This is a genomic window from Flavobacterium sp. UBA4854, from assembly GCF_002399805.1.
GTDB classification, from domain to species: Bacteria; Bacteroidota; Bacteroidia; order Flavobacteriales; family Flavobacteriaceae; genus Flavobacterium; species Flavobacterium ginsengisoli.
On record NZ_DHEI01000153.1, the window covers coordinates 68776 to 82354 of the forward strand.

At 34.5% G+C, this 13579-nt stretch carries 9 protein-coding genes and 1 pseudogene; 4 read left to right on the plus strand and 6 right to left on the minus strand.

Going from position 1 to position 13579, the window contains the following annotated elements; translation table 11 throughout:
• The 3 genes and pseudogenes from B3J44_RS22175 to B3J44_RS22185 all read left to right on the plus strand — a co-directional run.
• Nucleotides 1-489, plus strand: a pseudogene (locus B3J44_RS22175) (alpha-amylase); the annotation flags it as partial.
• A 44-nt stretch (nt 490-533) separates the two neighbouring features.
• Nucleotides 534-2714: a glycoside hydrolase family 97 protein gene (locus B3J44_RS22180; protein WP_286971487.1), complete on the plus strand. Its 2181-nt coding sequence runs from the start codon at nt 534-536 to the stop codon at nt 2712-2714.
• A gap of 244 nt (nt 2715-2958) precedes the next feature.
• Nucleotides 2959-6075, plus strand: coding sequence for an Ig-like domain-containing protein (locus B3J44_RS22185; protein ID WP_286971488.1), 3117 nt, complete (start codon nt 2959-2961; stop codon nt 6073-6075).
• A 210-nt stretch (nt 6076-6285) separates the two neighbouring features.
• On the opposite strand, the gene B3J44_RS22190 is transcribed toward B3J44_RS22185, so the two are convergent.
• The 6 genes from B3J44_RS22190 to B3J44_RS22215 form a co-directional block, all read right to left on the minus strand.
• Nucleotides 6286-6840: a DUF5683 domain-containing protein gene (locus B3J44_RS22190; protein WP_286971489.1), complete on the minus strand. Its 555-nt coding sequence runs from the start codon at nt 6838-6840 to the stop codon at nt 6286-6288.
• A gap of 86 nt (nt 6841-6926) precedes the next feature.
• A complete protein-coding gene (locus B3J44_RS22195) occupies nt 6927-7445 on the minus strand; it encodes a hypothetical protein (protein ID WP_286971490.1) in 519 nt (172 codons plus the stop codon).
• 73 nt (nt 7446-7518) lie between these two features.
• Entirely contained in the window at nt 7519-7803 is a 285-nt protein-coding gene (locus B3J44_RS22200; RefSeq protein WP_422653586.1) for a DUF7716 domain-containing protein, read from the minus strand.
• 139 nt (nt 7804-7942) lie between these two features.
• The gene (locus B3J44_RS22205) at nt 7943-8695 is read right to left on the minus strand and encodes a hypothetical protein (RefSeq protein WP_286971493.1); all 753 of its coding nucleotides are present in this window, start codon (nt 8693-8695) and stop codon (nt 7943-7945) included.
• 199 nt (nt 8696-8894) lie between these two features.
• On the minus strand, nt 8895-12260 hold the full coding sequence (mfd, locus tag B3J44_RS22210) for a transcription-repair coupling factor (protein ID WP_286971494.1): 3366 nt from the start codon (nt 12258-12260) through the stop codon (nt 8895-8897).
• Nucleotides 12253-12864: a hypothetical protein gene (locus B3J44_RS22215; RefSeq protein ID WP_286971495.1), complete on the minus strand. Its 612-nt coding sequence runs from the start codon at nt 12862-12864 to the stop codon at nt 12253-12255. Before B3J44_RS22215 ends, mfd begins: the two co-directional genes overlap by 8 nt.
• A 311-nt stretch (nt 12865-13175) precedes the next feature.
• Between B3J44_RS22215 and B3J44_RS22220 the strand changes: the two genes are divergently transcribed.
• On the plus strand, nt 13176-13579 hold a 404-nt coding region (locus B3J44_RS22220; RefSeq protein WP_286971496.1), incomplete at its 3' end, for an NAD-dependent epimerase/dehydratase family protein.

Here is a 13579-nt window from a genome sequence, read left to right on the forward strand (position 1 = left end):
TACACCACAAATCACGACGTGAATCTTTCTGACGGAACTCCACTTGAGCTTTTTGGAGGTAAAAAAGGTTCTTTAGCAGCATTTGTAATTGCATCAAGCATGAAATCTGTTCCTATGATTTACAATGGTCAAGAAATTGGCTATAACAAACGCATTGATTATTTTGACAATGTGCCAATAGATTGGTCTACTGCAGATAATGATATGCTTTTAGAATACCAAAAAATAATTGCATTTAGAAATTCGAGTGAAGCACTTCGAAAAGGAAAACTAACGGGCTACAGCAGTAACGATGCAAGTGTTTTTAGTATGGAAACTACAACTGATAAAGTCTTAATTGTGGCCAACATTAAAAACAAATCAGTTAAATATACCGCTCCAACAGCTTTGGCCAACACCAATTGGACAGATGCATTAACTGGCAATCCAATTTCTATTGCTTCAGAAATTAATTTAGAAGCTTATCAATACCTTATTCTTAAAAAATAACAAAAGCTTCTTATAATCCTAAGATTTGAAAAAAAGTAAATAACATGAATTTTCAATCCAAAAAAATACAGTTCCAAATTCGTTTGGGCAAAAAACTAGCGCTTTTATTTTTCGTTTGCACCTGCACATTTGCAGTAAAAGCACAAGAAATAATGTCGCCAGACAAAAATCTTTCACTAAAATTTGAATTGAAGGAAGGCGGAATTCCGTCTTATCAATTATCATACAAACAAAAACCGGTTATTAAACCTAGTTCTTTAGGTTTAGAACTTCAAAATATGCCTTCGTTTTTGGATGGTTTTACCGTGACAAATACAGCACAATCTTCTGTCGATGAAAGTTGGAATCCGGTTTTAGGTGAAGAAAAAACAATTCGCAATCATTACAACGAATTGCTTGTCACTTTAGCGCAAGCGAAAAACAATAACAGATTTATCAGAATCCGTTTCCGTTTATTCAATGACGGATTAGGGTTTCGATATGAATTTCCAAAACAAAATGACCTAAATTATTTTGTAATTAAAGAAGAACGTTCCGAATTCAATTTATCTGGAAATCACAAAATTTTCTGGATTCCAGGAGATTATGACACCAACGAATATGCTTATACTACTTCAAAGATTTCAGAGATTCCTTCGCTGATGAAAAAAGCTACAATCGAAATCAATTCGCAATGGCCAATCAAAGAACTTTCTGTACAAACACCTTCAATGATGAAATCTGATGATGGTTTATACATCAACATTCATGAAGCAGGATTAATCAATTATCCAGCAATGTATCTTGAAGTTGATCCTGTAAACAATAAAATGATTAGTCATTTGGCGCCAGATGCTGTTGGAGCAAAAGGTTATATGCAAACCGACGCACAATCGCCTTGGAGAACTATTGTGGTAAGTGATAAAGCAACAGATATTTTAGCTTCAAAATTAATCTTAAATTTAAACGAACCAACAAGTTACAAAGACGTTTCATGGATTAAACCTGTAAAGTTTATCGGAATTTGGTGGGAATATTTTGTTGCAGGAAGAAGTACTTGGGCTTTTGGAAAAGAAACCAATGTAAAATTAACCGATGATTTTACCAAACTTACTCCAAACGGAAAACATGGAGCCACAACAGAACGTGCAAAAGAATACATTGATTTTGCGGCTAAAAATGGTTTCGATGCAATTCTTATCGAAGGATGGAATATTGGCTGGGAAGATTGGATTAACAACTGGAAAGAAGAAGTTTTTGATTATGTAACAGCTTATCCCGATTTTGACGTAAAAGCGGTTCATGAATATGCCGCTTCAAAAGGAGTGAAAATTATCATGCACCACGAAACTTCTGGTTCTGCAACCAATTACGAAAGGCGTTTAGATCGTGCTTTTCAGTTTATGAATGACAATGGTTACGATGCTGTAAAAACAGGTTACGTGGGAAAAATTATTCCGCGTGGCGAACATCACGACGGACAATGGATGGTGAATCATTACATTAATGTTGCCAAACGTGCAGCCGATTATAAAATTATGATTGACAGCCACGAAGCAGTTCGTCCGACTGGATTAAACCGTACTTTTCCAAACTGGATTGCTCAGGAATCTGCACGCGGTACCGAGTTCGAATCTATGGGAGGTTTAGCACCAGATCACACAACCATTTTACCTTTTACAAGATTAATGGGCGGACCGATGGATTACACTCCGGGAATTTTTCAGACCGATCTTTCGTATTATGGAACAGGAAGTACACAACGCGTAAATACCACTTTAGTAAAACAATTGGCATATTATGTAACCATGTACAGTCCGCTGCAAATGGCTGCTGATATTCCTGGAAATTATGAGCGCTTTCCAGATGCATTTCAGTTCATCAAAGACGTTGCCGTAGATTGGGATAACAGTTATATTCTAGAAGCCGAACCGGGGGATTATATTACAATTGCAAGAAAAGCAAAAGGCAAAAACGAATGGTTTATTGGCGGAATTACAGATGAAAATGCAAGAACAGCAAACATTTCATTTGATTATTTACCTGCAGGAAAAAATTTCGTTGCCACTATTTATGCCGATGCTAAAGAGGCTAATTGGAATCATGATCCACAAAAATATACGGTTACTAAAGTTATCGTAAACTCAAAAACAAAATTAAAACAGTATTTAGCTCCAGGCGGAGGTGTTGCCATCAGCATTAAAGAAGCTACTGCTGCAGAATTAAAAGGATTGAAAAAGTTATAAATTAAGGTGCTAAGATTCTGAGATACTCAGTTTCTAAGTTTTTTTTGCTACGAAGTTACACGAATTAAAAATTAGTGAAAATTAGTGCAATTCGTGGCAGAAAAACTATGCTCATTTTTGAGCAAAAAAAAAAAACTTACTATTTTGAAAACTATTAACCACAAATGTTTGTCGAATTTAAAAACAATGCGAGTGAAAATGAATTTTAGTTAGAATGCCGACAAGCATACAAAAAACTACTATTATGAAAATCAAAATTACCCCTAGATTATTTCATATTACCAAAGCAATATTTTGCTTTCTACTATTATTTGTAGGTTCAGTTTATGCACAAGATCCTGCACAATACGGGACACCTTTCGCTGGTGTTCCTGACACGAGAGATATCAACATGTATCAAGTGCATATTCGTCCGTTTAGTGCCAACGGAGATTTAGCCGGAGTAACCGCCCGATTAGACAATATAAAAGCACTTGGCACCAATGTTATTTATTTAATGCCGATTTTTCCTCACGGAACCGATTCCCGAAGTTCGGCTTCACCTTATTGCATCAAAGATTTTAAAGCCGTTGGATCAGAATATGGATCTTTAGCCGATTTAAGAACTTTGGTTGATGGCGCCCACAGCCGCGGAATGGCAGTAATTCTTGATATTGCCATCAACGGAACTTCTTGGGATAACGTTTGGATTGCTTCTCATCCTGAATATTACAAGAGAACCGGAACCACGATTCAGCAATTAGGAAACTTCTCCGATATTGCAGCGCTTGATCTTAATAGTTCTGCTACACGAGCGGCCATAAAAGACGCCATGCGTTACTGGATTTTTGCTGCCAATATTGACGGTTACCGTTGCGATTATGCAAATAATCCTCCTTTGGATTTTTGGTCTGAAGTGAATTCAAATCTTCGAAGCATAACTTCCCATAATTTATTGATGCTAGCTGAAGGTGACCGTCAAGAAAACTTTCAGGTTGGTTTCGACATGAATTATGGAGACAGATGGTTTCATAGCGGTTTATACGATATTGCTAATGGCGGTCCTGTTTCTCAAAGAATTCAAGATCAGACAACTTATGAATATGCTAAAGCTACTGGAAATCAGCAAATCGTTAGATACACTGGTAACCATGATACTTACACTAATGATGATGGTGTGAGAAGACCATTTGTTGTATTTAAAAATCACAACGGAATTGTTGCCAATTTCTTGGTTTCGGCTTATATGAGAGGTGTTCCTTTCCTAATGAGCGGACAGGAAATAGATTACGAACCAAAAACAGATTGGCCTTGGACAAACTTCAAATTCAACTGGTCACAAAATCCAACTGCTGCAGCCGATTTTGCTAAAATTTTAAACTTTAGAACAACGAGTGCTGCAATCAGACGTGGTGATTTAACAACATATGCAAATGACGATATCAGTATTTTCACTAAAACATTAGGTTCAGAAAAAGTAATCGTAATGTCGAATTTGAGAAATGCAGCTAAATCGTATGTTATTCCAGCAGCTTTGGCAGGAACTTATGTTAATCCTTATAACAATAATGCTTCTGTGACTTTAACTGCAGGTTCTACACGTAATTTTGCTGCTTACGAATATTTAGTTTTAACCAATACAAATGCACCTGTTGTTGCGGTAACAGGAGTTTCTGTTAGTCCAACTACGGTAACTGTTGGTTTAGGATCAACACAGCAATTAAATGCGACAATTGCTCCAGCAAATGCAACCAATCAAAATGTAACTTGGACATCGAGCAATACAGCTGTTGCAACTGTAAATGCTTCTGGTTTAGTTACGGCTGTTGCTACAGGAACAGCAACAATAACAGTAAAAACAGTAGACGGAAATAAAACAGCAACTTCGGCTATAACTGTTGCTGCAATTCCAGTTTCTTCTGTAGCGGTATCTCCTACCTCAGCAAGTTTGTATGCAGGAAATACACAACAACTTACAGCGACAATCTCGCCTGCAAATGCAACAAACAAAAATGTAACTTGGAGTTCAAACAATACCGCAATTGCAACGGTAAATTCAAGCGGACTTGTAACAGCGGTTTCTGCAGGAACTGCAACGATTACAGCAACAACACAAGACGGAAACAAAACAGCTTCGGCTACAATTACGGTTAATCCGAATACCAATTTTACGGTCTATTTCTACAAGCCATCAAATTGGGGAACTGGAATTAAAATCTACTATTGGAATACTTTACCAACAGGAGTTTTAGCAACCGTAAACTGGACAGGAGTAAATATGACTGACGCTGGAAACGGCTGGTATAGCTATACTTTTACCAATGTAACTTCGACCAATTTAATTTTCAATGACGGAACAAACCAAACAGCCGATTTAAGCAGAGATAAAAACGGATGGTACATGAACAGCGCTTGGTATGATTCTAACCCAGGAACTGGCATTGCTGTTGCGAGTGTTAGTTTAAGTCCAACGACAGCTTCATTAAATGTTGGCGGAACACAGCAATTAACCCCAACAATTCTTCCTGCAAATGCAACTAATAAATCGGTAACCTATAGTTCAAACAATACAGCTGTAGCAACTGTAAATGCTTCTGGTTTAATTACCGCTGTAGCGAATGGAACAGCAACAATTACCGTTGCAACTGTAGACGGAAACAAAACTAGTACTTGTTTAGTATCGGTTACAACTGCATCGGGCGGAGGAAATTACTACACGATCAAAAACAGATGGACTGGAGCTTATTTGTCTGATGCAGGAACAAACACAGGTTACGGAACATCTGTTTCTGGCAACAATTACAAATGGCAAAAAATCGCAATTGATGCCACTTATTTCGTTCTTAAAAATGTTGCAACAGGAGAATTAATGAATATTGAGGGCCAGACAGGAAATGTACAATGTAACATAACCGATACTACTTTCTGGAGCGCGCAATGGTCTAGCGATTACATTGACGGAACTTGGGTTCGTTTAAGAAACAGATGGCAGACCGGAAATATTATTCATATCGAAAACCAGACAGGTTCTGCTCAATACGGAAATTCGCAAGACGGCTGGTACAGCGCACAATGGCAATTGGAAGCGACAACAGTTGGTACATCAAGAATGATTTCAAACGCAGAAGAAGTTTCTGCAACAGAACCAGTAATCGGTATTTACCCAAATCCCGCTACAAACAATGTATTTAATATTCTAATGCCTGAATTAGCAAGTGGAGATACTGCAGAAATTTTCGTTTCTGATTTGAACGGAAGAACTCTTCTAACTGAAAGACTTTCGTCTTCAGGGCAAGTAAATCATCATTTATCTTCTGGAATTTATATTGTAAATATTATTTCTAAAGATTTTAATGTGACCAAAAAACTGATTGTTAAATAATTTTAATTTAAAAATGAAATGGCGTATGAGATTTTCATACGCCATTTTTTGTTTTTCGCCACAAATTTCAGGAATTAGCACGAATTTATTTTAAAAAATTTTGCCACAGATTAAAAGGATTATGAGCATTAAAAAAAATCATTTAAATCCTTTTAATCTGTGGCAAAAAAAGAATTCGTGAAAATTGGTGGAATTCGTGGCAACTTTTTTCTAAAATGAATAATTCAAAGCAAACCCAAAATCATTCTTAAATGTGATATCATTTTTTATAATTGCAGGTTTAAACGCTAATCTTTCATCTACATTAAATTGAGATAAAGCTGCATCAACATTAGCATCTATAATGTTTAAAACATAAAAACCAATCATAAACAGAGCCGATAAATCTCTGTTTCTCTGATAACCTTTTTGAGCCGTAATTAATTGGCTTTCGCTTAAACCAGCCAAAAATTCCGAATCACTTTTTTTTCCTTCCAATCTATTTTTATATTCATCTCTGTACAAATTGTAGTTTTTCTGATTATCAATGTACAAATATGCACTTGTACCTATTGCGCCATAAACTAAAGGAAGTTTCCAATATTTTTTATTGTAGATCTGACCTAAACCAGGCAAGACTGCCGAATAAAATGCTGCTTTTGCGGGACGAAGCGGATCAATGGTTTCTGATTTTAAGGAATCTTTCGAAACGATTTTGTTTTTTTCTTGAGCAAAGATTGTAGTTAATCCTAAGAATAGAAAAAGGAGAATAAATTGGTTCTGCATATAAAGTTGTCTTTGAAAATTTGACTCAAAGAAAACTTTTTAGTTCTAAGATTTTTCTTAAATAAAAGATAAAGAAAGCCTAATTTTTACTTTATCCTTTTGAGGGGTTGCATCTCTTTTCTTTTGTTAACAAATAAACAATTATTTGACGAACTAATCTCATTATAAATATTAGATATTTCTTTAGCATATTTCTTTGCATTTGGAATACGAAGAGCACGAACATATTTCTCAATCTCTAAAGGACTTTTTTTTAATATCCAATATTCTATCAGATAACTTATAAGAAAATTTTTGTAAAATGGAAGATTTACAACTTTATTATCTTCTTCTTCAGGCTCATAACCTTCTGGGTATTCTTGTTCTGTATCATCTGCATATTTCCTGAGTTTTACTTCTACATAAGCCGATATTGAATCCATATGTAATTCAATTAGAGATTTTAAATCATCTGCCTTAATTCCTGCCAAATTCAATCCTTTTATTGAAAAATTCCAAACAGCATAAGGAATATCATCATCGATTTCGATCTCAATTCTTGATTTAACATTTTCTAATAATCCATTATAATTTGTTGAGTTGATTAAATCTACTAAAGTTTCCATAGTATGCTTATTACATCTTTTATATTTTGTTGCTTGAGATTTTTTTTAAATCTATTATTTTAAATACGTTTTTTTAATTATCCTTAAAAGCATCATATTCGATATAATAATTTATTGCCAGTATTAGTTCATTTAGAGTAACATTTAGATTTTTATTTTTTGCGTACTTTATAATATCATCAAATGTTTGCGATTCAATCCAAATTTCCAAACCTTCATTCTCAAATTCTTTTGGAATGGAATCCCCTACTTCATTTTCGACGTAAAGACCTTCTTCCTCCAAATCCCAAATATATTCTTGCTCAATATAAAAGAAACGAGTTCCTTCTGGATTGTTTTCCCATTCTTTTGAATTAATATAGAGCCATTCATTATTTTATTACTTTCAACATCGCTCACTAGAGACTCGAGATTATTAAAAACTTTTGGCATTTTTTTACTTATTTTTTAAATTAATGATAACCTATAATTAAAGAGATAAACATTATAATTCAATCTTAATTAACTCCCTTTTTGTATTCATATTCAACAGTTGTTTTCCCTTCTCCGAAATCTACCACTTCCTTTTTAGGATATTTTTTATTCAAAGGTGTACTATAGTTTGACACATCAAATGGTTCGATTGAATAAGTTGTCTGGCTATTAAATGTTAATCTTTTTTTATTTCCATATTGATAAGCATTGCCCATAAGAACCTGCCAGAAAACGGCATTACCAACTAAGCTGTAAACATTAGCATATACAGTATCTTTTGGCTGACTTCTCTGTGTCAAACAGCTTTCTTTTTCGTAAATATCTCCATCTCTGTCATATTCCCAACACGATTCCTTTTCAAGCTCTATTCTGCCCATTTTATCTTTTTTAAAATTTGCAGTAAGGGTATATTCCCGTGGAGATTGATAAGTCTTATTTATTGCAATTTGGCTATTTACTGTAATGCCATTGAATAGATAACTAACTTTAGATTTAGTAGTGCCAGATACATCTGTTTTTCTAAAAGAAATAATCTGCCCCGACTGATCGTAAACAAGAGAATCTACTTTAATTCCGTACATGGATAATGTCTTTAAACGGTTATGATTATCGTACGAAAAAAAATTGGAATCGTGTATAACCTCATTTTTGTATGTCGTAGTCCATTTTACTTTAATAAGCAAAAGAGATGGCTTTTCATTATTTTTAGATTCCTTCTTAGGTGAAGTACAAGAAGCAAATACTATTATAAGAAATAGAAATATATTTTTTTTCATTTTGATTTTATTTAGTCCTTCTGTGAGATCCCTTTTTTAGTGCATATACATCTTAAAAAAAACAAGCAAATGTATCTTGATTCAAAAGAAAAAATATCCCGCAAAAGTTTTAAATACAAAAACTTAAGACAATTTATGGCATAAAAAAAGCTTCCGATTTTACAAACCGAAAGCTTTTTCTTTTTTTTTATCTTAAACTTTACTCCTCAAACAACTCCATCAGCTCCAAAGCTCGTTTTATCGACTTCACGTTTTCGAAAGTCAACAGCAAACGTAATCCGTTTACGGTTTGTTTTTCTTTCATTTTACAAAGATTACTATGCTTTTGAACGAAATTTAAAACATTCCTAAACTTCACCGATTGATAATAATCTGATTGTTGGTCTGAAACGAAATAACCAATCATTTTGCCTTGTTTCAGAACCAATTTCTCAATTCCGACTTTCGTAGCAATCCATTTTATTCTAATGCTGTTTAATAAAGAAACAGCTTGTTTTGGTAAAGGTCCAAAACGGTCAATTAGTTTTCTTTCGAATTCCTGTAAACCAGTTTCATCTTTTATAGCGCCTAATTCGTTATATAAAACCAAACGTTCTGAAACGTTGTTAATATATTCATCGGGGAATAAAAGCTCAAAATCGGCATCGATCTGAATGTCTTTTACATATTCCTTCGTATCGATATCATTTTCCTCAGGATATAAATCTTTGAATTCATTTTCCTTCAATTCTTCGATGGCTTCGTTCATGATTTTTTGGTACGTATCAAAACCAATTTCGTTAATGAAACCACTTTGTTCTCCTCCCAATAAATCTCCTGCGCCACGAATTTCAAGATCTTTCATGGCAATGTTGAAACCGCTTCCTAATTCGCTGAATTGTTCCAACGCCTGAATACGTTTTCTCGCATCTTCGGTCATAGATGAATATGGCGGACAAATGAAATAACAAAATGCTTTTTTATTGCTTCGCCCTACTCGACCACGCATTTGGTGCAAATCTGATAATCCGAAATTATTGGCATTGTTGATGAAAATCGTGTTGGCATTTGGAACATCCAATCCACTTTCGATGATTGTGGTTGCGACTAAAACATCAAAATCTCCGTTCATGAAACCTAACATCAATTCTTCGAGTTTTGCACCGTCCATTTGTCCGTGACCAATTCCGACTCTTGCATTTGGAACTAAACGCTGAATCATTCCTGCCACTTCTTTTATATTTTCAATTCTATTATTGATAAAGAAAACTTGTCCGTTTCTTTGAATTTCATACGAAATCGCATCACGGATAATTTCTTCATTAAAACCAACAACATTCGTTTCAATCGGATAACGATTTGGCGGAGGTGTTGTAATTACCGATAAATCTCGCGCCGCCATTAATGAAAACTGTAAAGTCCTCGGAATTGGCGTTGCTGTCAACGTCAACGTATCAACATTCGCCGCAATGGTTTTCAATTTATCTTTTACGTTAACGCCGAATTTTTGTTCCTCATCAACAATCAATAAACCAAGGTCTTTAAAAACCACATTTTTGTTTACCAATTGATGTGTTCCAATAACAATATCCAGTTTTCCTTCGGCTAAATCTTTTAAAGTCTGTGTTTTTTGTTTTGCCGTTCTGAATCGATTTAAGTAACCAATTGAAACCGGCATATCTTTCAAACGTTCAGAAAAAGTTCTATAATGCTGATATGCCAAAATCGTAGTAGGAACCAAAACTGCTACTTGTTTACTATTATCAACCGCCTTAAAAGCAGCACGAATTGCAACCTCTGTTTTCCCGAAACCAACATCACCACAAACCAAACGATCCATTGGGCGATCGCTTTCCATATCGGCTTTTACTTCTGCCGTCGATTTCATTTGGTCTGGCGTATCTTCATAAATAAACGAACTTTCTAATTCGTTTTGAAGATAACTGTCAGGCGCAAACTGAAAACCTTTTTCTAATCGACGTTTTGCATACAGCTGAATCAAGTTGAATGCAATATGTTTAACGCGCGCTTTGGTTTTCTGTTTTAAAACCTTCCAAGCGTTCGACCCTAACTTATAAATTTTAGGTGGAGTTCCGTCTTTTCCGTTGTATTTCGAAATTTTATGAAGCGAGTGAATGCTCACATACACAATATCATTATCGGCATAAACCAGTTTTATGGCTTCTTGCGTTTTGCCTTCAACTTGAATTTTCTGCAAGCCGCCAAACTTACCAATTCCGTGATCGATATGCGTTACATAATCGCCAACCGAAAGTGCAGTTAATTCTTTAAGCGTGATATTCTGTTTTTTCGAATATCCGTTTTTGATATTGAATTTATGATAACGCTCAAAAATCTGATGATCGGTATAAGCCGTTATCTGATTTTCTTCATCAATAAAACCTTGGTATAAAGGCAATACAATGGTATGATATTGTTTTCTGATATTTTCTGAATTGGCTTCATCCAAAGATTCAAAAATATCATGAAAACGTTTTGCCTGCGTATCATTCGAACAAAACAGATAATTCACATATCCGTTAAAATGATTGTCGCTCAGATTATTCAACAATAAATCAAATTGTTTATTGAAAGATGGCTGAGGCTGAGTGTGAAATTCAAATTTCTTAGTGGTTTTATAAACTGGTCTTGAAGCCAATTCTACAACCGAAAAGTCCAAAGATCTTTTTATAAATGACGCCTGATTTAAAAATAATTGTTCTGGCGTAGCATGTTTTATTTCTTTCGACAATTTCTCAAAAGCTTCTTCTGCTCTTGCAAATTGTTTGTCTAATTGACTAAAAAGTCCTTCGGTATTTTGAATGAAAACAACCGTTTTTTCGGCAATATAATCTAAGAAACTCTCACGGTTTTCCTGAAAAAGTTTATTTTCAACATTTGGGATAATCGTGATTTTTTTATGCGTTTCTACAGATAACTGCGTTTCAACATCAAAAGTTCTTATGCTATCTACTTCATTTCCAAAAAACTCAATTCTATAAGGATGATCGTTTGAAAAAGAGAATACATCGACAATTCCTCCACGAACCGAAAATTCGCCAGGTTCTGTAATGAAATCAACTCTTTTAAATTCGTATTCAAACAAAACTTCGTTGATAAAATCAATTGAAATTTTATCATTCAAAGCAACCTTTAAAGTGTTTTTATCTAGTTCTCTTCTTGTTACTACTTTTTCAAAAAGCGCTTCTGGATACGTAACAATTACGGCTGGTTTCTTTCTTGAGTTAATTCGGTTTAAAACCTCAGCGCGAAGCAGAACATTGGCATTGTCGGTTTCATCAATCTGATATGGACGGCGAAATGAAGCTGGATAAAACAATACATCTTGTTCTCCAATCATTTGTTCGAGATCGTTTAGGTAATAAGCCGCTTCTTCTTTGTTGTCTAAAACAATTAGAAAAGGCAATTCTGTTTTCCTGAAAACAGAACGTATAATAAATGAAACAGCAGATCCTAATAATCCGCTGATATTCATTTTTACTTGGTTTCCTTCCAGTAAACTTGATGCAATCTGCTGTGCTTTTGGCAGATTATCGTATGTAGTATATAAGGCGATTTTACTCAACTTTCTGTATATTATTTTGATCTATTGGCGGTGCCGAACTTGGAATAGCGCGCGTTGTGTCTAACATTTTAAGAAAATCGGCTTCTCCTTCTTCTTTCGGAATCTTAGCTCTCTCAACAATTTTGTCCATTTGTCTTTCTAACGAAATCAACTCTTTATTGATTTCTTGTATCAAAAACACCACTTTATCATCTGGAATGGTGCTCAAATGAATAAATAAATCCAGCATTTTAATTTTGGTAATCAAAATAGAAATACGGCTTTTAATCTGTGGTTGATTGAATTGAGCCGGAATATTATTGTTTAAAGCCATTGCTTTCTTAGAAATCGCAGCCGATTTTTTCTGAAACGCACCAATGGTCTTTCTAGGCTTTTCTCCAATTTCTTTTATAAACTCGCGCCATTCTGTCCATGAATTCAATTGTGATTCTGAAATTTCATTAATGGGCTCGTCTAGAAAAGTCCAGCCTTTATTTATATTGTTAAAAATAGCTTCTTTCTTTTTTGCCTCTTTTGCATTTTCCGCAAGGCGTTTTTCATTTTCATTTTGGCAAGAAAACAATACAGTTGTCAAAAGCAGAAAAAGAGATATTTTGTATTTCATTTATTAAAATGTTAGGCTGCAAAGTTACGAAGTAAATTTACAATTATGAATTCTGTTTTTATGCTAAAGATTCTATAAATCAAGGTTATTTTTTTCGTCTTTGCTGACGTTAATTAAGACGCTTTTTTCTGTTTTATCCTCTTAAAAAATAAACTTTATTTCAGAAAATAAAAAGGCACAAAGACACACCCCTGTAAAAGTGAATAATCCAACAAACAAACTTTTAAATTATTGAATTAATAATTTATACTCCAAAAAAACGCATTTGATTACGAAAACGTTATATTTGTCTATCTAAAAATCATGAAAAAATGAATCCAAAAATATTGATCATTGGCGCTTGCGGACAGATCGGAACGGAGCTGACTCAAAAGCTACGCAAAATATACGGAACAGAAAATGTAATTGCTTCTGACATCCGAAAATTAAATACTGATGTCGTGAATTCGGGACCTTTTGAAGTGGTCAATGCTTTAGATTTTAATCAGATCGAACATTTGGTAGAAGTGCATAAAATTACCGATGTATATCTGATGGCTGCACTTTTATCGGCAACTGCGGAGAAAAATCCAGCTTTTGCTTGGGATTTGAATATGAATTCGCTTTTTCATGTTTTGAATTTAGCTAAAGCCAAAAAGATTCAGAAGATTTTCTGGCCTTCGAGTATTGCTGTTTTTGGACCAACAACTCCAAAAGAAAATACGCCTCAATATAC

Bases quoted from the DNA above. Each gene is read 5' to 3' on its own strand.
- B3J44_RS22180 (WP_286971487.1), top strand. From the start codon at position 534: ATGAATTTTCAATCCAAAAAAATACAGTTCCAAATTCGTTTGGGCAAA.
- B3J44_RS22185 (WP_286971488.1), top strand. From the start codon at position 2,959: ATGAAAATCAAAATTACCCCTAGATTATTTCATATTACCAAAGCAATA.
- B3J44_RS22215 (WP_286971495.1), bottom strand. From the start codon at position 12,864: ATGAAATACAAAATATCTCTTTTTCTGCTTTTGACAACTGTATTGTTT.
- B3J44_RS22195 (WP_286971490.1), bottom strand. From the start codon at position 7,445: ATGGAAACTTTAGTAGATTTAATCAACTCAACAAATTATAATGGATTA.
- B3J44_RS22190 (WP_286971489.1), bottom strand. From the start codon at position 6,840: ATGCAGAACCAATTTATTCTCCTTTTTCTATTCTTAGGATTAACTACA.
- B3J44_RS22205 (WP_286971493.1), bottom strand. From the start codon at position 8,695: ATGAAAAAAAATATATTTCTATTTCTTATAATAGTATTTGCTTCTTGT.